14 protein-coding genes and 3 CRISPR repeat arrays are annotated in these 23,620 nt (G+C 44.4%); all 14 genes read left to right on the top strand.

Annotated features, from left to right (window positions below; genetic code table 11):
- Window positions 1-111: 111 nt before the first annotated feature.
- The 14 genes from thiM to cas8c all read left to right on the top strand — a co-directional run bounded on the left by thiM (window position 112) and on the right by cas8c (window position 23,611).
- On the top strand, window positions 112-954 hold the full coding sequence (gene thiM, locus C8268_RS16830; protein WP_158702753.1) for a hydroxyethylthiazole kinase: 843 nt from the start codon (window positions 112-114) through the stop codon (window positions 952-954).
- Window positions 951-2,102, top strand: a complete 1,152-nt coding sequence (gene thiD / locus C8268_RS23180) for a bifunctional hydroxymethylpyrimidine kinase/phosphomethylpyrimidine kinase (RefSeq protein WP_234032861.1) — start codon at window positions 951-953, stop codon at window positions 2,100-2,102. Before thiM ends, thiD begins: the two co-directional genes overlap by 4 nt.
- On the top strand, window positions 2,099-2,782 hold the full coding sequence (gene thiE, locus C8268_RS16815) for a thiamine phosphate synthase (protein ID WP_106768736.1): 684 nt from the start codon (window positions 2,099-2,101) through the stop codon (window positions 2,780-2,782). Before thiD ends, thiE begins: the two co-directional genes overlap by 4 nt.
- Before the next feature lie 943 nt (window positions 2,783-3,725).
- Window positions 3,726-5,043: direct repeats of the CRISPR family, unit length 32 nt; unit sequence GTCGCACCCTATGTGGGTGCGTGGATTGAAAT.
- A gap of 619 nt (window positions 5,044-5,662) precedes the next feature.
- The gene (locus C8268_RS16810; protein ID WP_106768735.1) at window positions 5,663-7,135 is read left to right on the top strand and encodes an SEC-C metal-binding domain-containing protein; all 1,473 of its coding nucleotides are present in this window, start codon (window positions 5,663-5,665) and stop codon (window positions 7,133-7,135) included.
- Window positions 7,136-7,356: 221 nt separating this feature from the next.
- Window positions 7,357-8,594: a CRISPR direct-repeat array (repeat unit 32 nt; unit sequence GTCGCACCCTATGCGGGTGCGTGGATTGAAAT).
- A 453-nt stretch (window positions 8,595-9,047) separates the two neighbouring features.
- The gene (locus C8268_RS16805; protein WP_234032859.1) at window positions 9,048-10,007 is read left to right on the top strand and encodes a DUF6602 domain-containing protein; all 960 of its coding nucleotides are present in this window, start codon (window positions 9,048-9,050) and stop codon (window positions 10,005-10,007) included.
- The gene (gene cmr1, locus C8268_RS16800) at window positions 10,000-10,929 is read left to right on the top strand and encodes a type III-B CRISPR module RAMP protein Cmr1 (protein ID WP_106768734.1); all 930 of its coding nucleotides are present in this window, start codon (window positions 10,000-10,002) and stop codon (window positions 10,927-10,929) included. Before C8268_RS16805 ends, cmr1 begins: the two co-directional genes overlap by 8 nt.
- Window positions 10,926-12,632: a type III-B CRISPR-associated protein Cas10/Cmr2 gene (cas10, locus tag C8268_RS16795; RefSeq protein ID WP_106768733.1), complete on the top strand. Its 1,707-nt coding sequence runs from the start codon at window positions 10,926-10,928 to the stop codon at window positions 12,630-12,632. The genes cmr1 and cas10 overlap by 4 nt, the downstream gene beginning before the upstream one ends.
- Complete coding sequence (locus tag C8268_RS16790) at window positions 12,608-13,756, top strand: type III-B CRISPR module-associated Cmr3 family protein (RefSeq protein WP_106768732.1); 1,149 nt, start codon at window positions 12,608-12,610, stop codon at window positions 13,754-13,756. Before cas10 ends, C8268_RS16790 begins: the two co-directional genes overlap by 25 nt.
- Window positions 13,744-14,703 (top strand): type III-B CRISPR module RAMP protein Cmr4, encoded by a 960-nt coding sequence (cmr4, locus tag C8268_RS16785; protein WP_234032857.1) that lies wholly within the window; start codon window positions 13,744-13,746, stop codon window positions 14,701-14,703. Before C8268_RS16790 ends, cmr4 begins: the two co-directional genes overlap by 13 nt.
- Entirely contained in the window at window positions 14,681-15,067 is a 387-nt protein-coding gene (gene cmr5 / locus C8268_RS16780; protein ID WP_158702752.1) for a type III-B CRISPR module-associated protein Cmr5, read from the top strand. The genes cmr4 and cmr5 overlap by 23 nt, the downstream gene beginning before the upstream one ends.
- A complete protein-coding gene (gene cmr6 / locus C8268_RS16775; RefSeq protein ID WP_106768730.1) occupies window positions 15,042-15,884 on the top strand; it encodes a type III-B CRISPR module RAMP protein Cmr6 in 843 nt (280 codons plus the stop codon). Before cmr5 ends, cmr6 begins: the two co-directional genes overlap by 26 nt.
- Before the next feature lie 306 nt (window positions 15,885-16,190).
- A CRISPR array of direct repeats spans window positions 16,191-17,979; the repeat unit is 32 nt; unit sequence GTCGCACCCTATGTGGGTGCGTGGATTGAAAT.
- Between the two features lie 291 nt (window positions 17,980-18,270).
- Window positions 18,271-20,700, top strand: coding sequence for a CRISPR-associated helicase/endonuclease Cas3 (locus C8268_RS16770; protein ID WP_106768729.1), 2,430 nt, complete (start codon window positions 18,271-18,273; stop codon window positions 20,698-20,700).
- Window positions 20,701-20,963: 263 nt separating this feature from the next.
- Complete coding sequence (gene cas5c, locus C8268_RS16765) at window positions 20,964-21,683, top strand: type I-C CRISPR-associated protein Cas5c (protein ID WP_106769997.1); 720 nt, start codon at window positions 20,964-20,966, stop codon at window positions 21,681-21,683.
- A complete protein-coding gene (cas8c, locus tag C8268_RS16760; protein WP_106768728.1) occupies window positions 21,680-23,611 on the top strand; it encodes a type I-C CRISPR-associated protein Cas8c/Csd1 in 1,932 nt (643 codons plus the stop codon). The genes cas5c and cas8c overlap by 4 nt, the downstream gene beginning before the upstream one ends.
- The last annotated feature ends 9 nt before the right edge of the window (window positions 23,612-23,620 follow it).

Genomic DNA, 23,620 nt, shown 5'->3' with positions numbered 1-23,620 from the left:
TCATTCGCAGCGAGCGAAGCTCGCAACGCGCGGTTCGAACAGTTCACAGGGGATGGTGCGCCGTTCTTGTATTTGTCTGTAACTTTATAGTGAAAAGAGAGGTTGATGGTGATGAGGTTGCTGGATCAAGAGCTTTCTGCTCTTCTCGATAAGGTACGAAGAAATAATCCGCTTATCCATAATATAACGAATGAAGTGGTGACCAATTTTACGGCAAACGGCTTATATGCGCTCGGCGCATCACCGGTCATGGCTTCTTCACCGGATGAAGTAACCGAAATGGCGAAGGCTGCAGGTGCGCTGGTCATTAATATCGGAACGCTGTCGCGTGAATTGGTGGATACGATGATCATCGCTGGTCAGTCGGCGAATGCCCACGGCGTGCCCGTGCTGCTCGACCCGGTCGGAGCCGGGGCAACCACACTTCGAACGGAGTCGGCTCTGCGAATTCTTCGTGAAGTCCAGGTTTCGATCGTACGGGGCAACGCGGCAGAAATTGCACATCTTGTAGGAGAGAAGCGTGAAATCAAAGGTGTGGATGCCCCTGACAGCGGAGATGGCAATCATGCAGATCTGGCGGTACGAGCTGCTCGTGAGCTGAAGACGACCGCAGTGATCACCGGGAAGGAGGATGTGATTACCGATGGATCGCTATTGCGGGTGGTCAGCGGCGGGGATGTGCTGCTCACAAAGGTTACTGGTACAGGCTGCTTGCTTACCTCTGTGCTTGGCGCCTTTGCTGCAGTCGAAGCGGATTTGATGCTGGCAGGCACCGCTGGGCTAGCCTTTTATGGCGCGGCAGCTTCGCAGGCGGCGAAGCGTACATCGGGTCTCGGTCCCGGCAGCTTTCAGATCGCGTTTCTGGATGAACTGGCCCAGCTTCATCCGGGTTCGCTGGAAGGACGCGTCACGATTCGGGAAATGCGGACCGCTGCTGCAGGTGACAGACGATGACGAGCATGGGTGTTCCAAGGGCGCTAACGATTGCCGGCTCGGATAACGGCGGCGGTGCTGGCATCCAGGCGGATATCAAGACGTTTCAGGAGCTTGATGTATACGGCATGACGGCCATCACGGCTATAGCGGTAGAAAATACACTGGGTGTGTACGGCGTATATCCGCTGCCCCCGGAAGCGGCGGCGGAGCAGATCGAAGCTGTAGGCTCAGACATTGGGGTGGATGCCTTGAAGACTGGCATGCTCTTTAGTGCGGATATTATCTGCGCCGTAGTCGAACAAATCTCGAAGTTTGGCTGGACCAACGTTGTTGTCGATCCGGTCATGATCGCCAAAGGAGGTGGCGAGCTGCTGCGCACAGAAGCAGTAGAGGCATTGAAGGAGAAACTGCTTCCCTTGGCGCTCATCGTGACTCCGAATATCCCGGAGGCTGAAGTGTTGTCCGGGATAAGCATTCGCTCTATGTGTGACCGCCGGGAAGCGGCAAGACGTATCCGGGCGCTTGGCCCGAAGATCGTTGTGATCAAGGGTGGCCATGATACAGGTGAGGATAGACAGATTGTCTGGAGTAGAGAAACCTACGGAAAATCTGAAGAGTATGATAACCGCCGGGGCAGGACGAATGACGATCATAAAGATTGTGGATATAGTGGTGAGAGCAGTGAAGATTTTGCAGGCCATAAAACAACTGAGAATGCTCAAAACAACGGATATATCGGTGGGAATGGGAATGGAAATGATAGCTATAGCATAGAGAGCATGATTGGTGGACACAGGTCAGTTGGGAACTATAGAGTGGAAGGCATAATTAGTGGACATCGGTCAGGCGGCAGTGAGTGTGATTTCAGTCGTAATGGCGATTATCACCAAGGGAGCGAGCAAGTCGTTGATCTGATCTATGACGGAGAAGTATTTACAGAGCTGACAGGTAAACGCGTGCATACCGTCAATACACACGGCACGGGCTGTACGTTCTCCGCTGCCATTACTGCAGAATTAGCCAAAGGTAGTCTCCCATTGGTAGCGATAGCGAATGCTAGAGCCTTCATTCAGGCGGCTATTGAGGACGGGCTGTATCTGGGCGGAGGTAACGGACCGACAAACCATTGGGCATACAGGCGTCGACGGCAGGAGGTACTCAGATGACGGAGAGAATCTCTTCTGTTAAGATGTGTGACTATCTCCGGATGTATTTGGTTATGGGCAGTGTGAACTGCGAAGCAGAGCCGGACAAGGTGTTGGCAGAAGCTTTGGTTGGCGGGATTACCTTGTTTCAGTTCCGCGAGAAGGGAGCGAGCGCGCTGTGCGGAAAGCCGAGGATTGAACTTGCCCAAAAGCTGCAAGAGATGTGCCGCCATGCCGGCGTGCCATTTATCGTTAACGACGATGTCGATCTGGCACTGGAGCTTAGCGCTGACGGTGTACACATCGGCCAAGCCGATGAATCCGCCCGGTCCGTTCGCAAGCGGATCGGCAACCGGATTCTCGGCGTGTCCGCCCACACCGTGAAAGAAGCCCGCCGGGCGGTCCTGCACGGCGCCGATTATCTCGGCGTCGGGCCTATCTACCCGACGACTTCCAAAGCCGATGCCATAGCAGCGCAAGGCACAGCCATTTTACGTCAAATGCGCGAAGCCGGCATAGATCTTCCCATCGTGGGAATCGGCGGCATCAACGCAGACCGCGCCGAGAAAGTGATGCGTGGAGGTGCAGATGGGGTCGCGGTAATTTCCGCGATAACACAGGCGGCAGAAGTCCATAATGCAGTGATAGAAATGAAGGAGAAGGTGGAGCGTTGGCGTAATGGAAACAGATTTAGTTCGTAGTTCGGACTAAAGTGATAGAGTATTGGATATGGCAAGGAATTGATTATTAGCATATGAGGAATTGATTATTAGCATATATAGTATTTTATATTGAGCTGCGGATAGTAGCAGAGAGCTTGCAATTAGTAATTTTGAAAAGAAATAGACAGTAACAGCAATGAAAAGGAATTTGTAAACTGTCGTAGAATAACCTATATTGGCAAGGATGCAAATCGAAATGAGCAAAAAAAACGAGCTGATGCTAGAAAAAGAAACTGTTTTTTAACATATCAAAAAGTATAAATTCATGAGGAAGGAGCCCTATCTAAGCTTGGGTGGATGGCGTTAATGTTATCTTTACCCGATTGATGCACTGAAAGCGCGAAAGATACCTTTTAACTGCAAAAGCGCATTTAAATCAGCCATATTTTCTCATTTGGGCTAAGTGCAAAAATACATTTAAATCTGCGGAATTTTCTCTTTTTGGCGAAAAGCTTGAATTTTAACTATACTTTTGCAGTTAACTGCTCTCAAAATCGAAACACCGACATTTTTTAATGCACTTTTGCATTAAGCGTAACAGAAGACTTCCTGTGGAGCATCCAATACTGGTCATTGTAGACAATATTGGATGTGGAGATAGATGAGAATGGAGCCATAGCATATGTTGCAAGCTACTTCGGAGTTTTGCTTCCGTCTCGTGGGCTGCACTTGTAGAGTGAATGGGGAAAAGATAAGTACTGATTTTGAAATTGTGTGCTTAGATGTAATTAATAAATATAGCTTGTTATGCTGGTGCGAACCTCAAGCGAACATAAAAACCCCGAGGGTTTCGCACCAGAAAAATAACAAGTATTTAATTCTTTTGAAAATTATGGTTGTCTTATTTTGGTTTTAATATTTACAGTTGGATAATTTTTGAAGTATAAATCGATTTTTCGTTGTTTTTTGACTGGAAATCGGAGTCGCACCCTATGTGGGTGCGTGGATTGAAATCGGTTCAGGAATCGTATCATCCGTTTGGGTCTTGCCTGTCGCACCCTATGTGGGTGCGTGGATTGAAATAAGTGGCTCCTGCGTCTCTAACACAAGCTGGTATCGTGTCGCACCCTATGTGGGTGCGTGGATTGAAATTAAAAAGCGAACGTTGTCTGCAACGACCTCAGTAACGTCGCACCCTATGTGGGTGCGTGGATTGAAATATATAATCGCCTGCGCTTCAGGGGGAATCCCCAAGTCGCACCCTATGTGGGTGCGTGGATTGAAATCTTTGAAGGTTATTTTCTCGACGACTCCGTCTGCTGTCGCACCCTATGTGGGTGCGTGGATTGAAATCTCCTATGCTATTGGATTTAAATCATCCTTATAATGTCGCACCCTATGTGGGTGCGTGGATTGAAATGTTACTTGCAATGATATAGCAGTGATTTGTCAGGGTCGCACCCTATGTGGGTGCGTGGATTGAAATTTGCGATGATCTATAAGGTCGCTTATTAGCTTTTGGTCGCACCCTATGTGGGTGCGTGGATTGAAATTATTACGCTTTGGGCATTGCCAGTTTTAATGTTCGTCGCACCCTATGTGGGTGCGTGGATTGAAATGTTGCACTCGATCCGTATTGGAGAGATGAGAACCGGAGTCGCACCCTATGTGGGTGCGTGGATTGAAATCTCCAGCGCTTCGCCAGGCTATTGATGTTTTAAAGTCGCACCCTATGTGGGTGCGTGGATTGAAATCTAAAGAACGATATGACACTGCTATCGAAATCAGGGTCGCACCCTATGTGGGTGCGTGGATTGAAATCAGTAACAATCATTGAATAATTTATGGAAATGATATCGTCGCACCCTATGTGGGGGCGTGGATTGAAATATCCCATCCTCCTAGCGCGTCCCCGAAGTATCCGGTGTCGCACCCTATGTGGGTGCGTGGATTGAAATCTTGAATGGAAGAAGAAAGAATATAAAAAAACAGCAAGTCGCACCCTATGTGGGTGCGTGGATTGAAATCTAAAGAACGATATGACACTGCTATCGAAATCAGGGTCGCACCCTATGTGGGTGCGTGGATTGAAATCAGTAACAATCATTGAATAATTTATGGAAATGATATCGTCGCACCCTATGTGGGGGCGTGGATTGAAATATCCCATCCTCCTAGCGCGTCCCCGAAGTATCCGGTGTCGCACCCTATGTGGGTGCGTGGATTGAAATCTTGAATGGAAGAAGAAAGAATATAAAAAAACAGCAAGTCGCACCCTATGTGGGTGCGTGGATTGAAATGCATAAATGTTCGTATAAAATAATAGAGGTGATTAGGGTCGCACCCTATGTGGGTGGATTGAAATATAAAACCATTGAAGTTTAGGTGCTAATGCCACCCGTAGCACCCTATGCGGGTGCGTTGATTCAAACCCAATCGTTCCTTGATATGCCTTATCTTCGCCTTACTCATGGAACGAGATGAAAAATGGTTTCAGAGAAGAAATATCTAGACATGGACGAGCACTTGAAATGGTGTAAGAATCAGCTGCAGACCACCTTTTGGAATTATGCAGTTATGTCTAGCAAAGGGAATTTACATAAAATTACAATTTGTCGGGTGAAAAATTCTTATACAATTATGAATTTTGAATTTCTCAGGATAATTGTATAGGATTAAAAATAGCATGTTTTTTATTGCTAACTCTATTTCCAACAAAACTTAGAGCAAGAGAGTTATTAATTCTGAATCGACAGTGTTTTGATAGAACTGTGGACGATCTTTTCTCGCTGCCTATCAAAGTAAAGAAAATCTGATCATAAATTGATGGGTTTTTAAGAAAATCAGGTATTGTTCCTACGCACGCTAAAAGATAATATTCGAAATATCAGATCGTTTTGAAAAAAAGGGGGGTTAGAAATGAAAACGATAGGAAGAAATGAGCTCTGCCCATGCGGCAGCGGAAAGAAGTACAAATCTTGTTGTCTGAATCAGGAGAAGCGAACGAATCTTGGCAGCCAAGAAGATAACCGTGTGATTCCTTTTCCCGGAGCTGCGAAAGGATCAGGGCAAGAGGATCTAAACCTTAAGGAGCTGCGAAGTCTTATTAATCAAGAGCTGGAGTGGAGAGCGGATGCTCACCGCGAGCTGGTGGATAAGCTTCTCCCGCAACTTGTCCGGGAATACCGTTTAAAGGATGCTGAATCCATATCTTTGTTGCGCAGTTTTCTCATGATCTGGAACGACTATTCTAACGAGATGAACCCGAAATTCCGCAAACCGGGTGGATATGCAGGTGCAATGGAGTATTTGATGGCCAATCTTCTCGGAGTTCCATCGACCCAGTCGGAAATGGCAGCTAAGCACCAGGTGTCTGTAACGACGCTAGGGAATGCTTTTGCGAAATTATATGATTATATGGCTGAAGCGGCAATAGACCAAAACAACCCGTTATCATTTATGTTTAGTGAATCGGGTGGCAATGAAGCGAGTTTCTACCCTGGTGATCAGGCATTTGACGTGCGTCGTGAAATGGAAGAGCAGATGTTTGTGCTCAACGAGCTTGTTAATCAGCAAAATTTTCAGTCACAGGAAGAACTGGAAAATTTCATACATGCTTTTATGCAAAATGATCATACCCAACAAGACCTGCCGAAAAATGATGCTGCACAGGCACGTGAACTTCTGTTGCATGCGGAGCGGGAGCGAAACCCGGTCAAGCGACTTCAGCTAGCACGTCAAGCCAACAAGCTTGATCCTGGCAATGCAGATGCATATGAGATCTTTGCCCAGGAAGCCAATACGCTGAATGAAGCGTTGACAATCGTCCGAAACGGTCTAGAGACCGTAGAAAACAGTTTTGGGGCTTCTTATTTTGCAGAAAATAAGGGGCATTTTTGGGGACTTGTTGAAACGCGTCCTTATATGAGGTTAAAACACTATTACATGTTCTTACTGAGGGAAAACGGTGACGATACTGCAGCGATTCGCGAGGCTGAGGAAATGCTCGAGTTATGTCCGAATGACAACATAGGGGTTCGTTACGAGCTTTTGATGCTGTACTTGCTACATGGGGATTTTAACGCGGCCAGACGGTTAATGGAAACTTACCCGGAAAACTCAGCCTCCTTAATGTATGATCGTATGGTATTGGAATATTTGCAGCATGGAATAACGCCAAAGCTATACAGTTATAAAGAAGCTGCTCTGCAGGCCAATGCTTTTGTCCCGGCTTATTTATATGGAAAGAAAAAGCTTCCTCGCCACAGTCCAGAGTATATTGGATTTGGAGATGAGAATGAAGCCATCGAATATGTGGCAAGCCATTCGGAACTTTGGTTCCGACCCGAAATGGTTTCTCTTGTAAAGTGGATGATGAAAGGCAAGCACTGATTTTGAATTTGAGCTATGATGTAATCAATAAAAATGTAGCTTGTTATACTGGTGCGAACCCCAAGCGAACATAAAAACCCCGGGGGTTTCGCACCATGAAAAAAACATATATTTAATGTTATAACAAAATATGTTTTTTTATAATTTCTCTTTTGTGGTTATAAATAGATGTTTTTTGAATAAAAAACCGATTTTTCGTTATTTTTTGACTGGAAATCGGAGTCGCACCTTATACGGGTGCGTGGATTGAAATCTTTTTTGATTTAATGGGCATATCAAAGATTTATGTCGCACCTTATACGGGTGCGTGGATTGAAATGGCTTACTAATGGTATGCACAAAATGTAATTGGGTGTCGCACCTTATACGGGTGCGTGGATTGAAATTGAAACGGTCATTAATGGTACTGATGCGAATTTGGGTCGCACCTTATACGGGTGCGTGGATTGAAATCTCTACATCTGATGTTGATACCGAAGCTGCAAAGTCGCACCTTATACGGGTGCGTGGATTGAAATAATTCAGATTGAACCTTTGAACGTGCTTCGGCTAGTCGCACCTTATACGGGTGCGTGGATTGAAATTTCACCCTTCCCGAATCTTGCGCACGCATACCCGTCGCACCCTATGCGGGTGCGTGGATTGAAATCATAGCTAAGGAAGATGGCATTAACTTTTGTATTTCGTCGCACCCTATGCGGGTGCGTGGATTGAAATTACAGCATTCGGATTTCTGAAGATTTTTGATACTTGTCGCACCCTATGCGGGTGCGTGGATTGAAATCGTACTGACGTTTAAAAGCTCTTTTGATGGCATGGTCGCACCCTATGCGGGTGCGTGGATTGAAATGTTCTCGACTGTGTAGAACGTTTTGGCTGTCGCGTCGCACCCTATGCGGGTGCGTGGATTGAAATATCCAATAATTCTTTTTTGGCATCCTCCAAAGTCTTGTCGCACCCTATGCGGGTGCGTGGATTGAAATTGCTGCGTGTATCGGTTGGCACTCTGGGCAAAACCGTCGCACCCTATGCGGGTGCGTGGATTGAAATACGATCTAGGAGCTATCACCTATGTAACCAAAGCAGTCGCACCCTATGCGGGTGCGTGGATTGAAATTGGTTCGGCGATAATTGGTGCATAGTTTGGATTTTGTCGCACCCTATGCGGGTGCGTGGATTGAAATCGTCTTGGATTAAATCGTCAAGAACTGATAAAGGCAGGTCGCACCCTATGCGGGTGCGTGGATTGAAATTTTCGATCCGAGGAACTGCTTGCCCAAATATAGCAGCCTGTCGCACCCTATGCGGGTGCGTGGATTGAAATACATTCGAGGTTCATTACAACGTAGAGTTTGATTTTGTCGCACCTTATGTGGGTGCGTGGATTGAAATCAGTTCTTTTTTATCAATTACAACTTGAAACATTTGTCGCACCTTATGTGAGTGCGTGGATTGAAATAGTTAACATTTTAAATATATGCCCCCTTAGTTATGGTCGCACCCTATGTGGTTGCGTATCATCCTCTGTTTAAAAGCCGAAAAGAATATAATGCGTAACGTCATATGTTCGTATGGATTGGGCGTTTATTTTTTTCAGAGTTAATAGACTTCAATGCATTCGAAAAATGTGCTTCCTAGCGTTCTGTAGAGACTATGGCTATATACAAATCTTTCGAATACGTAACTCCAGTTTCTGCGGCATTTCTTGCGATAGCTCTTTTTTTTCTAGTGGTTGAAAAAAGACTCATTTCTTCTAGCCGTTCGGGCGGGAATAACAAATAGTAATATAAATATGATTCAATGTTAAATTCTTGAAATTTTGATGAAAAGCAAGGTAGGGTTATTCCAAATGTGATATCCTTTTTTAAGGCTCAATTTTTTAGAGTTAATTAAGAACTGGAGGGAAAAGCAAATGACTGACAAATTATCTGGTTCTAAACCTACACAACCAGAGGCTGATATCAAGATGATCGATGATATTATCCATAACTATGTGCAGACAGAACGTTCCAGTGTAAGCCAGTTATATTTCAAGTATAAAAACCATGGAAGTTCAATTGGGGGATTCCGTGAGGATATTTGGAAGGAATTATTCATGCAGATTGTTCCCAAAAAATTCGTAGTCGAGCAATCTGTGTTTATTATTGATTCTCACGGTCAAGTATCCAATGAAGTCGATCTCGCCGTTTTTGATGAAATCTACACCCCGTATATATTTCGCAAGGGAAGATTGAAATTTATTCCCATTGAAGCTGTAGCCGTGGCTGTCGAATGTAAAAGTTCATCAGCCTCCTATGAAGCACTGAAAACATGGAAAGATAGTATTACTAAGCTGCAGACTTCTCGTAACGCGATTGCAAGAATGCATAGTTATTTAGTAAACGAAAATTTAAATATAACTCAACGATCAACACAAACTGCCACTAGACCTATACTTGTTTATTGTTATATGGATAAAGAGCAGCCCAAGAGTGCCAAATTGTTCGATTTTGCTTTAAGGGCCGATAAGGAGCAGAGCCGCATCTCCATATACCGCAATGAAGACAGAAAGACATTAAAGGATTGGTTTAAATCTTTAAATCACGACGAACCTTCTATCGCCGAAAATCTTATTAATGATGGAGATGGATTAGAGGATCACGAGGATCAAGCCACGAATAAGCGGAAAACAAACTATGATTTGGAAGAATACCGTGTGTTCACAGACGATAAGCAGGAGGTTTCGCTATTATCATTTAACTTGCAACTGAATCAGCTTCTGATGCTGATTAACAATCCGATGCTGTTTCCTCACAAAGCTTATGTTGACATGTTTAACAAGAACAGATGGAAGGACACGGGAACAGTACATCCGGAGGATAGTCATGAATAAAGAGATCCTTAACTGCGCCATCATTAGCCCGATGTTCAGTTTTGGCAGCGACCGTAGAAGTCCAGAATTACGTACTAGTGAATTGAAGGCTCTTATGCGTTACATATTCAGAATAGCTAACACAGAATTAATGACGAGTAGGCTATTTGAAGCGGAGGCCCGTCGGTTTGGCGATGCAGAGAAGCATGCATCCCCTGTTCGATTACAGATGAAGCCACAACCTGATAAAATAATGAAGCAATCCTATGAAAGCCTTTTACTACATGAAAAAAAAACGAAAAACACGAAAAACACGAAGAATAAAGTCCCATGCTTCCCAACAGGCGAGTCCTTTCAGATTGTAATCCGAACAAAGCTTGATACCGACCTTGCTTGGTATCGGGAATGGATCACTTTGTCACTGATTTTGGGAGGCATAGGCAAGCGAACCCGTCGAGGCAGAGGCTGTGTAGCTGTAGATAACCCCAATATTACAAAACAGAATATACTTTACTGGATAGCCGACAGGCTAAACGAATTGAATCAGGGGGCCTCCGGACAGGATACTTCTTCTTATAAAGTTTTAAATAATGAAATTGCAGCAAACACCCAGTTAAGTCGGTTTAAACGACCTATTATTGAGAAAATCAAACTTGGAAGAGAAATCAACGACATAAATGATTTTCTTACAATGGTGGATATTGCTTCCCATGAAATAAAAAAGAATTCTTCGCAATTTGGGAGTCGATTTGCAACCGGCTTTGCGGGGAAGAGTCAATGGCGCTTTGCCTCATCTCTTATTGTTAGCTTGACCCGAACTCATGACCATGCTGTATTTCCCGTTTATACATATGTTAAGGCTGTTCACAATAGAAAGGAATTGGACAGGAACTATCAAGAACGGGATCGATTCATATCATATATTGAGGGGGAAAGACATTGAGTTCAGCTTTGTTTCTGTTTACCATTGGGCCGGTAAAATCATTTATCGATCACTCAAGAAAAACAAGAGATCTGTATGCGGGAAGCTATTTGTTATCCTTCTTAATAACTGAAGCGATAGAGAAGATCAGCAGGGATGTCAAGGATATAGAAATAATTTTTCCCGCTCGAAATCGCCATACCAACATTCCTAACCGTCTTGTGGCTATTGTCAAGGGATATGAGAAACGAGATCAGGAGCAGCTTGGACAGGCTCTTGCCCAGCATGTTCGCCAGCAATTCATGAATATTTGTATGCGGGTTTTTCGTAAAACCGGGGTTAGCCCAAATCAATGGGCTGTTCATCAAATAGAACGTTTTTTGGAAATATATTGGGTGTTTCAAGAATTTGATCAGTATGAGCAAAGTTACACACAAATCTTGAAGGGTATGAGCAGTATTAAAAGATTGCGTATTTTTACCCAAACCAATGAACCTTATGGGCGGAAATGCGACATTTACCCGGAATACAATGCCGTTGTTATCAAAAAAAAGCTGGATGGTAAGCTTCCTTCTTATATTGTACCAGAACATGTGGTTGATATTTCGCAGAACCCGGTGTGTAAATATGCGATTAAACCAGGAGAGGGATTATCGGCCATCTCTTTTGTGAAACGAATGTTGTATGTATTGAACGAGGACCTCGAGGGGTTAGCTGATTATCAACTTCATGTTACATCGGTTGCTTATATGTTATTGAAAAACCGGCTAGGTACAGAATATGAAACGAAGTTGGCACGATTGAAGGATGAGGCTTCGGAAGCGATTTTTGATCTCCAGAATGGGCAAGCGCTTTCAATCGATGAATACAGTCAGGAAAGCATTGACGTTGCAAGAGAGTTACATAACGAAATTAAGAACAGGCACCGAATCAGTCCCTACTATGCCCTTGTAAAATTTGACGGAGACGGTATTGGAAGCTTATATAAAAAATATCCAGATATAGACAAGCATAAGCAGTTAAGTATGGATATCAGTCGCTTTGCCTCTAATGTAAGGACTATCATTACAGAGTATGGAGGCATAAGCATATATGCTGGCGGGGAAGATTTTTTAGGATTTCTCCCTTTGGACACGTTGTTTCCCGCGCTTATAAAGCTGCATCGGGAATTTCCCCGCCAGGTACGGGCTCCCTTGGGTCATTCCAAAACGTTAACCTTTTCGGCGGGTGTTGTTATTGCTCATCTTATGGAACCCCTACGTACAATTTTGGCTCGAACAGGGGAATTGGAGTCCTTTGCAAAAGAACTGGAGGATAAGGACGCTTTTGCGATAGAACTGAGGAAACGTAGTGGGGATAAAATAACGATAAGAAGCAAGTTTGGTCTAGAGGGCGAGCGCTTGCAGGTTTTGCACCATGCGATAATTGCTTTGAAAAACAAACAATATGCCAAAGCCTTTATCCAAAATTTAGTCAGGACGCTCACTCGGCTAGACGAGATGCAAGATGAGAGACTGCCACTGATTGTACGTGTTCTAATCCAACAAGCTTTTCAGCGATCGAACCCGACAATGACTCACGACGAACGAGACAAACATATCGAAAATTTTTTCAAACTCTATCAATTATTTGGTGCTGACATTCCGCAATTTATCGCTGTCTTGCAATTAGCAGTATTTCTTTCTCGGGAGGTTGACACATGTTCTATGCCATTGATGCAGTAGATACGCTATTCTTCAGAAATGCATCTCCCTTTGATGCAGGTCTAAACTATAATTCGAGCAGTATGTTCCCTCCCTTGCCATCTGTGTACGCGGGAGCTTTACGAAATATAGCGTATAAAAGAGAAGATGAAAACCAATCTATTTCAAGTCGACAACTCAAAATCGGCTTTAATGGGTTGATGGTGAATCATCGTTTTCTCTTTCCAAGGCCACTTGACAGTGTTGTAGTTGATGATCATAACAGTATGGAGCTGCTGCACTTAACTCCTGCTCCTGTTGGCAGTGGTCCGTTGGAATCATGTCTATCAACGCCATCGTCAGGAGAGACCAGTTTACAAAAAGAAGTCGAACCTCGAGGTGGGGGCTATATAGAGGAAAGTGAATTGCAGGTTTACTTGGATGGAGGAAGCTTTACTTCACCATGTAAGCCTCTGGCCGATTTTGTTCACATCGAAGATCATATTGGTATTCAAATCGATCGAAAATCTGGAGCTTCACTTTCCCGTAAATGGTATTCGGTTCAACGTGTACGGCCTATAAACACAGAGAAACGAAAATGTATGTTGGTAGTTGAGGCTAAAGGTGTCACGCTGGACAAACAGGCACTCCTTAAAATCGGTGGAGAATCAAAAGTGGGCAGCTTGAAACCGCTGAAACAAGAGTGTTTCTTTACCCCCGCCACCTCTACAGATAAGTTTTTTAAACTCTATCTGGCTACGCCAGCTATTTTCAAACAGGGATGGCTTCCTTGGTGGATTGATCCAGTGACGAAAGAAGGGTCGTTTGCTTATAAAAAGCACCGGATTCGAGTACGTTTAATCAGTGCAGCGGTAGGAAAATATGTGCCGACCGGGGGATTTGGAACGGTTTCCGGCAAGGCAAAGCCGAGAGAATTACGTTTGGCAGTACCAGCAGGAAGCGTTTACTTTTTCAAAATTTTAGAGGGCACGTTTGAAGATGCGAACAAGTTGTTTCATCAAAAATGTATAAGCGATTATCGTGAAAACCTCGGCTTTGTATACAATAACTGGGATCGATTGCGTTATTGTGACAGGGGTTTTGGATATAGTTTTGTTGGCAGAATTGGAAAAGAACAGGGAGGTATGGTTACGTGTACAAATTAACGAGAGTACTGTTTCTAAATGTGTTGACTTCATTACATGCAGGTGGAGGCAGTGAGTTGGGCATTGTTGATTTGCCTATTCAAAGAGAGGGACATACCGGTTTCCCTAAAATCGAATCATCCAGCTTAAAGGGAAGTTTAAGGAATGCAATTGAAAGTAGTTCAGATATTTCTGAATATACTGTAGCTCAAATATTTGGCTCAGAAGATCCTGAAGATATTTTTGCATCAGCCGTTGCCTTTTCAGATGTTCGTCTATTGTTTTTTCCAGTTCGTTCCGCCAAGGGTGTGTTTGCTTTTGTAACTTGTCCTATGGTATTGCGTCGTTTTTTTAATGATATGGAGCTGGGAGAAATGCCCGAACTATCGAAGCCATTTGATTTATCGAATTATCCCGTTGTTACTGCTACTGCAAAATCTGATCTAGTGATTTCGACTGATGGTGAGTGCAAGGTTATGCTGGAAGAGTATGTTTATTCTGTAACGGTTGAGAAAAATACTGATGATGCTTTTAGTGAATTCCTCGATCAATTACTGAAGTTTCTACCTTCGAATGAATTGCTTAAAAGTCAGTTAAAAAGTCATGCCATTCTAGTATCCGATGATGACTTTGCTGATTTTGTTCAGTTATCTACAGAGGTTGTCACACGGATCAAAATAGATAACTCTTCGGGAACAGTTTCGGGTCAGGCATTGTTTAATGAAGAATATTTACCGCCTGAAAGTATTATGTACAGTGTCGTTTTCATATCGGACGCCTACCGCTCACAAAAAGAAACGGGCCGTACGGCTCATCATTCCAAAAATGCAGAAGAAATTGCATCTGAACTGGAAAAATGTATTCCTCCGGTTTTTCAGATTGGAGCTAACCAGACATTGGGTAAAGGTTTTGTCGCTTCTAAGCTTGTTTCTGGAGGTGTGGAAAATGGCCAGAGATATCGAAAATAACCGAGCGCTTTTCGCTTACGATAAAGTGAGCGAAGTTTCAAAGAAAAGTTATGCGAAAGGTTATCGGACTCTTATTCGTTCTGTTCCTGTTATGATACAAACGAACGGACTGGGGGCTACGGTTTCCTTTCTCTTTTCCAAAAAAGGAGATAAGGCTCAGCATGCTGCTATTTATGAAGATCTCTCAGAATGGCTGTATCAGCAGAGAATGAAAAAGAAAGAAGATGATCTGGTAAAAGCCATTATGAATCAAACAAGGGATGAGTATAAGCGGATGACGCGAGAAACGATGAGTTTGGTTGTCTGGATGAAGCGGTTTGCGGAAGGGATGATTGAAATTGAAATCGAATCAGGGGAAAAATGATACTAACAAAACTTATATTTTGCCTAAAGATGCAGCCCAATTTATTCAGCAAGCAAAGTTGATCGACAATGATTTCTTGGCTTTTAACCGAATGGTTTATAAATTAGAGAATAAAAAGATTGAACTGGGACCTCACCAAGTCCCGAGGTCTTTGAGACAGTCGGAAAAGGGCAGGATTCATAATGAGATCCTTAGTCATCTTTATTATCGGATGAGAAAATTAGCTCAATCATTTCCGCATACGATTCAATTGCAGTACACGCCTGTAGATAAGTTGCTTATAGGTATCGGTGGGCATTCTCCACACAGCAAATTTTCTTCTATAACACTTCACGCTCTTTATGGAATTCCTTATATTCCTAGTAGCGCCTTAAAGGGAGTTGTTCGAAATTGTTGGATACAGGAAAAATTCGAAGGACAAGAAAGTAAGGCGTTAAAGGATGCTACATTTCGAACCTGCTTCGGTGCAGGGGCTGATGAGATTGAGTCTGCTTCAAGGGGGAGCCTCATTTTTTTCGACTCTTTTCCTATAAAATCTTATACTATAACCAAAGATGTACAGACACCGCATTATAAGAAATATTATGAACAAAAAGGTGCAGTTGAGCCAACAGATGACCAAGAACCCGTACCATTATTGTTTCCTGCGGTAAAAGGGACCACGTTTAATATATTAATTGGTGTTGAAAAGGATTTTTCGAAAGAGCAGATCAATTTAGTCCAACGTATGATCAAAATAGCCTTATGTGAGTATGGGCTGGGTGCAAAAACGGCGATTGGTTATGGACTTGGGGAAGTGGTTGCGAATAACTATTGATACCCGAAGACCTTGCTTTTCAGTTTCCAGTATCTCTGGACAGATTAGTATAGAATGTGCGCTTTTCGTTTTCCGGTTCAATGGAAATGGGTAATTTAGGTGTTTTTCCTTGACAACAATATAGCTTGCCATTCTGGTGCGAACCCCAAGCGAACATGAAAACCCCGGGGGTTTCGCACCAGAAAAATAACATATATTCAATGTTGTGACAAAATATGTTTCGTTTAATTTGGTTCTTGTAGTTATAAATGGATATTAATTGAATGATAAACTGATTTTTCGTTATTTTTTTGACTGGAAATCGGAGTCGCACCCTATGTGGGTGCGTGGATTGAAATTAAACTATCTTGAATATTATTAAGACTAATGCTGTCGTCGCACCCTATGTGGGTGCGTGGATTGAAATTTCGAGTATATGATGGACCGGAAACCCTTTTCTAGTCGCACCCTATGTGGGTGCGTGGATTGAAATTGCTTATTGATGGGGTTCCAGTGATCATTACTTTAAGTCGCACCCTATGTGGGTGCGTGGATTGAAATAGATTACCAAATAAAGACAATAATAACCAATATTTGTCGCACCCTATGTGGGTGCGTGGATTGAAATAATCTCTCCTTTGTTATTTCTTTATGTCGTCCCTTGGTCGCACCCTATGTGGGTGCGTGGATTGAAATAACATCCAACTTTGATCATTATCAGAAGATCGTGTCGCACCCTATGTGGGTGCGTGGATTGAAATCTGTAATGGTATTGAGAAATAAAACGAATGCGGAGTCGCACCCTATGTGGGTGCGTGGATTGAAATACGCCACCTGTACCCACTTCCTCACCTCCTTTCAAGTCGCACCCTATGTGGGTGCGTGGATTGAAATCGCCGGGCTATAACTGGATCGACCCAGGTAAGGAAGCCAGTCGCACCCTATGTGGGTGCGTGGATTGAAATCTGTTCTGGAGTCCCTTGGTTTTCCTCGTTTGTGTAGTCGCACCCTATGTGGGTGCGTGGATTGAAATCACCGCCTGCCTACCGAACTCCCACGCCTCGTCCTCGTCACACCCTATGTGGGTGCGTGGATTGAAATGCTTTGGTGAGCTCCAAGGCAACGGGATTGGAAAGTCGCACCCTATGTGGGTGCGTGGATTGAAATCATTAAAAAAATTTATTGATATGTATGAAGATGGTCGCACCCTATGTGGGTGCGTGGATTGAAATATACTTTTCAAGATGATATCCTAATTTATTTAGATCAGTCGCACCCTATGTGGGTGCGTGGATTGAAATAACTAATATGACTCCTCCCTCTTGGGCCACTTCAGTCGCACCCTATGTGGGTGCGTGGATTGAAATCGCCTAATCCCGTTTTAAGACCTGATGTTGTACAAAGTCGCACCCTATGTGGGTGCGTGGATTGAAATTATTCAGACGACAGGTTAGAAAGAACCACCGTATACGTCGCACCCTATGTGGGTGCGTGGATTGAAATCTTTCGCTGTGCCGCCGCTTTGACTGCGGTACGAGCCGCGTCGCACCCTATGTGGGTGCGTGGATTGAAATTGCTGTATAGGTTTGCAATGGCTTGCCTGTGATGGTCGCACCCTATGTGGGTGCGTGGATTGAAATATTTCCTTGGCGTTTTTAAATAACATTTTAGCAGTTGCAGTCGCACCCTATGTGGGTGCGTGGATTGAAATCAAGTATAATATCGCCCTTCTGGTAACTCCAATGTCGCACCCTATGTGGGTGCGTGGATTGAAATCCCTGATGGTGCATCCGTGTACGAAAAACTGTATAAGGTCGCACCCTATGTGGGTGCGTGGATTGAAATCATGCCAATCTCGCCCCCTTTAGCGTCTGATTGCGCGTCGCACCCTATGTGGGTGCGTGGATTGAAATCAAAAATATAAGTTTATGGTGTCATTCGAATGACTCGTCGCACCCTATGTGGGTGCGTGGATTGAAATGATGATTGCAGTCATCGTCGGGTCCGAGTGAACTGGTCGCACCCTATGTGGGTGCGTGGATTGAAATGCATCATCAACAACAGAATCAATTACCCGAGGATTCGTCGCACCCTATGCGGCTGCGTGGATTGAAATGGCATCCCTCGAATGGTAACGCGAACCGGAACATGGTCGCACCCTATACAGGCCCGTGTCTCGCAAGCCACTTACTTTAAATTGTAAATAAACAACATTTAAAGCGGTCCTTTCCCATTTGGAATTGTCGAAGCTAGTAAAAAATGCTGGAAAATTGTTCATTTAGGTAGGACTTTAGGGTGTGACTATCGAATGACATACACTAAGATTGTTGTTACTTGGGTAGGGGAAAAGAATTTACTTTTGCGAAACTGAAAGGATAGTTACATAGGATCGTAAGGAGGACAATGGATGGCTTATATTGCTCACATTCGGGAAAGTGATGGGCAGCGGCAATCGGTTGAGGAGCATTTACTTGAGGTTCGAGCTTTAGCCGAGTCCTATGGAGAGCCGATAGGGGTGAAGCATATTACCGGACTTGCTGGCATGCTTCATGACATGGGCAAATTTACGGAGGAATTTAAGAATTACATCCTTCAGGCTGTAGAGAATCCGGACGATCCGCCGAAGCGCGGAAGTGTGGACCACTCAACGGCTGGCGGCCGGCTGCTGTATAACCTGTTTCACACCGGAAAGATCGACCGCTTTCATGGGATTTTAGCCGAAATTGTTGGAAACGCAATCATTTCCCATCATTCCTATTTGAAGGATTTTTTGAATCCGGAGCTGGAGTCCGATTATTTGAAACGTGTTTGTAAAAATGATCTGAAAGAGTACGAGGAGAGTGTACAACGCTTCTTTAAGTTTACGATCAGTGAAGAGGAATTCCGGCAATATGTCGATCAGGCGGCATCTGAATTAACTGAATTTTTAGCTAAAAAATCTACACTCTCCCCAGAAAAGAAGTGCATGTTCTTAACTAAATTTGTGTTCAGTGCGCTAATTGATGCGGATCGAACGAATACAAGGGAATTTGAAGAAAACCTTGAGGGATACCGTGTAGATAACCGTGTGGATGTCCAGCAACAGCAAGACCGGAAGCTACTGTTCAACACGTACTATCAAAGGCTGATGGAAGAGATTCATTCCTATGCCGAAGATTCCCCTTCACCTATAAATCGTCTCCGAAACCAGATGTCTGAGCAATGTGAACGTTTTGCGATCAGACCCTCTGGTATTTTTACATTATCTATTCCGACAGGCGGGGGCAAAACGCTGGCTAGCCTGCGATATGCGCTGAAACATGCCGAGGCCTATAACAAAAAACGTATTATCTATGTTCTGCCGTACACGACGATTATTGAGCAGAACGCTGCCGAGGTCCGCCGAATTCTTCAGGATGATGAGCATATTCTGGAGCACCATTCCAATGTGGTGGAGGAAGAAAGCGTAGATGACGAGCAGATGGACGGGTTCATGACCGTGCAGCAAAAGCTGAAGCTGGCTAAGGATAACTGGGACTCTCCTATTATTTTTACGACGATGGTGCAGTTTTTGAATGTGTTTTTTGCCAAGGGAAGCCGAAATATTCGCAGACTTCATCATTTGAGTGAGGCGGTTATTATCTTTGACGAAGTGCAGAAGGTCCCTGTTTCTTGTGTATCTTTATTTAATGAAGCACTGAACTTTCTGAATACCTATGGGCAGTCCAGCATCGTATTGTGTACGGCGACGCAGCCTGCGCTGGATTTTGTCGAGCATAAGCTGAATGTGAGTTCGGATGCGGAAATGATCGAGGATCTGGATGCTGTCATTGCCGCATTCAAACGAGTGGAGATTAGGGATCACGCCACAGATGAGCGCTTTAATAATGATAAGCTGGCAGCGTTCATCACAGATCAGATTAGTGAAACCCAAAGTGTCCTTGCGATTTTAAATACAAAATCCGTTGTCAAAAACCTGTATCAACAGCTGCTTACAAGCATCAGCGGAGTTCCAATCTATCATTTAAGTACATCGATGTGTGCGGCTCATCGGAAAAAGAAGCTGGATGAAGTGCGGAACCTTCTTAAAAATGGGCAAAAGGTGATTTGTGTAAGCACACCCTTAATTGAAGCCGGTGTTGATGTGAGCTTTGAATGTGTTATTCGTTCATTAGCCGGGCTGGATTCGATAGCTCAGGCGGCAGGAAGATGCAATCGCCATGGGGAGTATGGATTGCGGCAGGTGTATGTCATTGATCATGAAGAGGAAAATCTGAGTCGTCTGAAAGAGATTCAAAAGGGAAAAGAAATCTCCCAAAGGATTTTGATAGATTTGCAGCGGGATGCTTCTGCTCATGGCGGTCACCTGTTGTCTGTCCAAGCGATGGAGCGGTATTTTCAAGAGTTTTATTCAACTTTTAAGCTGAATCTGGATTTTCCGATACCGAAGCTGGGGCAAAGTATGACGAATCTATTATTCGGAGGCTTAAAGGATAATCAGTATTTCGAAGATTACAAGACCAACAACAAGACGAGACTTCCGTTATTTCTAGCGAACAGCTATCAGACGGCGGCAGAGTATTTTTACGTAATTCATGATCTGGCTACGCCGGTAATCGTCCCTTATGGTGAAGAAGGGGAAGCAATTATCGCCGAGCTGAACGGAGCCGAACGCATTGAGGATTTCTCCAGGCTGATGCGCAAAGCACAGCAGTATACGATTAATGTGTTTGATCAGGAATTGCGTCAGCTGGACAAGAACGGCGGTATCGAGCGCATTTTGGATGGACAGATATTAGTGCTTAGAGACGGGGCGTATCATCAAGAATTTGGACTTGATATTGAAAATGATATATAGATTGAACAAAAGAAAAGTATTACTTCAACGAAAGAAGTCGGAATTATTCTGGAGAAACGTCAGTGTTCGCCTTTGTCCCCGGATTTCAACGATTGTTTAAATCCTTCAGAGAAATCTGGGGGCAAGAGCGATCGGAAGAATAATCCGAATTCGTAGTGATGCTCAGGCTAGGATCTTTAGTTCAATATATATAGCTGGACTGGGATCAGTCTATTCTAGTGCAACGAAAGCGATTGAAAGGGGGTGAGTCCATGGGAAACGCTGTGAGAAACTCTGTAGAGTTTAAAGTTTATGGTGACTATGCGCTTTTTACAGATCCTTTAACCAAATTGGGAGGAGAGAAGCTTTCCTACCATGTGCCTACCTATCAGGCTATAAAGGGGATTGTTGAATCAATATACTGGAAACCCACGCTCATCATGATCGTAGATGAGATTCGTGTGATGAAGGCGATCCGGATGGAATCCAAAGGCATTCGTCCAATCGACTACAGCGGCGGAAACACACTCGCCAACTATACGTATTTGAAGGATGTTGAGTATCAAGTGCGGTGTCATTTTGAATTCAATATGAATCGGCCCGATTTGGAGTTTGATCGCAACGAGCATAAGCACCACAACATATTAAAGCGCTCCGTTCAGGCTGGGGGTCGCAGAGACATCTTCCTGGGCACACGTGAATGTCAAGGCTATGTGGAGCCGTGCGTGTTCGGTGAGGGAGAAGGCTTTTACGATGGCTACGGAGAGATTCATCTGGGCCATATGGTGCATGGTCTGAACTACCCGGATGAAACGGGCAGAGATCAGCTTGAGGTCAGGCTGTGGAACCCTGTGATGAAGGATGGCGTGATTACCTTCCCTCGACCGGAAGCGTGTACGCAGGTGCGCATGATCTCGGAGATGAAGCCGAAGCATTTTGACCATACCAATATAGAATCTGCCGATCAGCTGTTAGCCAGTTGGGGAGAGGAGGGAAGTCGATGAGCTGGCTTTTGAAATTATATGAAACTTATGAGTCCAATCTGGATCGAGTGGGCGAGATTGAAGTTAGGTTTGAGCGTGAGTATACACTGCTTCCCATCTCCCATACGACCCAGAATGCTCAAATAGAAGTGTCTGTTACCGAAGCTGGGGAGTTTCATTCTGCCAAGGTGATTGTGGATAAAAAAGAAATGAGTACCCTGATCCCGAGTACGGAAAAATCTGCAAGCCGGGCAGGATCGGTTATCGCCCCCTATCCGCTGCATGACAAGCTGAGTTATGTAGCTGGAGACTACGCTCAATACGGTGGAAAGATCAAGGGGGAGGAGCCTTTTGCAACCTACATAAAAGAACTGCAGAGCTGGGCGGAATCCAGACATGCACATCCCAAGGTGAAAAGCATTTATCGTTACTTAAGCAAAAGAACGCTCATTCACGACTTAGTAGCTTATAAAAATACTTTGGCAGTGGATCAAGAGAACCGACTGATTGAAAAATGGAACGACAAATATGCAGAGCTATACCCTGTAAAGCCGGCTATTTTTAGTGCGGTGACGGGTGATCAGACGAGTGCATTTATTCGATTTACGGTGTATTCACCGGACCGAATCCTGACCGAAGTATGGAAGGATCGGGAGATGTATGATTCGTTTATTCGCTATTACCAGGAACGACTCGGAGATGAGGATATCTGTTATGTTACTGGACAAACACTGCCGAGTACGGAGCGGCATGCGAACAAGATTCGCCATGCGGCAGATAAAGCCAAGCTGATCTCGGCCAACGATACGTCCGGATTTACGTTTCGCGGACGGTTTGCTCACAGCAGGGACGCTGCCAGCATCAGCTATGATGTGTCGCAAAAAGCACACAATGCCTTGAAATGGCTTATCCATCGTCAAGGAAAGAGCATCGATCAACGGGTGTTTCTGATATGGGGAAATAAGGTGCTTGATCTGCCCGATCCTGCGGAGGATACCTTTGCTCTTGATCCCGAGGCGAGTCTGGTTGTTGAGCTCAAATCCAATACAAATACAACGCTGGCGAATGAATTGGCCAAAGCTTTGGATGGATACCGAAATAAAATTGCTTCTGAATCGGAGCATTTTTTGCAGTCTGAGGCCAATTTGATGATTCTGGATTCAGCTACGACTGGGCGCATGGCTGTGCTGTATTACCGCAATTTAAACATGGAAATCTTTTTGGACAGGTTGAAGAATTGGCATCTCTCATGCGCTTGGCTTCATCGTTACCGAAAAAATGAGCAAGGGGATTTTGTGCAATTTTACGGAGCGCCCTCAACAAAGGATATCGCCTTTACAGCTTATGGGCCGCGGGCCAGCGACAAACTGGTCAAAGGATTCATGGAGCGTATGCTCCCATGTATTGTAGATGGCATGAAAGTGCCGAAGGATGTTATCAACAGCGTATATAACCGCGCCAGTAATCCGGTATCTATGGAGTCCTGGGAGTGGGAGAAAACGCTAAGCATTGCGTGTGCATTGATTAACAAAGATCTGAAGGATCGGCAGGAGGGACTTGAATTGGCACTGGATGTGAATAACGATGACCGCAGTTATCTGTTTGGACGGATGCTGGCGGTTGCGGATGTACTTGAACGGCGAGCTTTAGGTGATGAGAAGCGGGCGACCAATGCGATTCGTTATATGAATGCTTTTGCCAAGCATCCTGAACGAACCTGGCAAGTGATTCAGGCAGCACTTCAGCCGTATCAGGCTCGTTTGGGCAGAGATGCTGTCTATTGGACCAAGATTATAGATGAAATTGGTAGTACCTTCAAACCTGGAGATTTTAATAACAAACCTTTATCCGGAAAATATTTGCTCGGTCTTTACAGTCAGCGTCATGAACTTTATCAGAAGAAACAAAAATCTGAAGATGCCTCGGCATCGGAAACCTCAAACGAATAAGGAGTGATG

Source organism: Paenibacillus faecalis, from assembly GCF_900289175.1.
GTDB classification, from domain to species: domain Bacteria; phylum Bacillota; class Bacilli; order Paenibacillales; family Paenibacillaceae; genus Paenibacillus_AQ; species Paenibacillus_AQ faecalis.
Note: the sequence above shows the minus strand (reverse complement) of the source record. Positions and strands in the feature narration are given on the sequence as shown.

Coding starts and splice junctions, on each gene's coding strand:
- C8268_RS16805 (WP_234032859.1), top strand. CDS start 9,048: ATGACTGACAAATTATCTGGTTCTAAACCTACACAACCAGAGGCTGAT.
- cmr1 (WP_106768734.1), top strand. CDS start 10,000: ATGAATAAAGAGATCCTTAACTGCGCCATCATTAGCCCGATGTTCAGT.
- cas8c (WP_106768728.1), top strand. CDS start 21,680: ATGAGCTGGCTTTTGAAATTATATGAAACTTATGAGTCCAATCTGGAT.
- thiE (WP_106768736.1), top strand. CDS start 2,099: ATGACGGAGAGAATCTCTTCTGTTAAGATGTGTGACTATCTCCGGATG.
- thiD (WP_234032861.1), top strand. CDS start 951: ATGACGAGCATGGGTGTTCCAAGGGCGCTAACGATTGCCGGCTCGGAT.
- cmr5 (WP_158702752.1), top strand. CDS start 14,681: ATGGCCAGAGATATCGAAAATAACCGAGCGCTTTTCGCTTACGATAAA.
- C8268_RS16770 (WP_106768729.1), top strand. CDS start 18,271: ATGGCTTATATTGCTCACATTCGGGAAAGTGATGGGCAGCGGCAATCG.
- C8268_RS16810 (WP_106768735.1), top strand. CDS start 5,663: ATGAAAACGATAGGAAGAAATGAGCTCTGCCCATGCGGCAGCGGAAAG.
- thiM (WP_158702753.1), top strand. CDS start 112: ATGAGGTTGCTGGATCAAGAGCTTTCTGCTCTTCTCGATAAGGTACGA.
- C8268_RS16790 (WP_106768732.1), top strand. CDS start 12,608: ATGTTCTATGCCATTGATGCAGTAGATACGCTATTCTTCAGAAATGCA.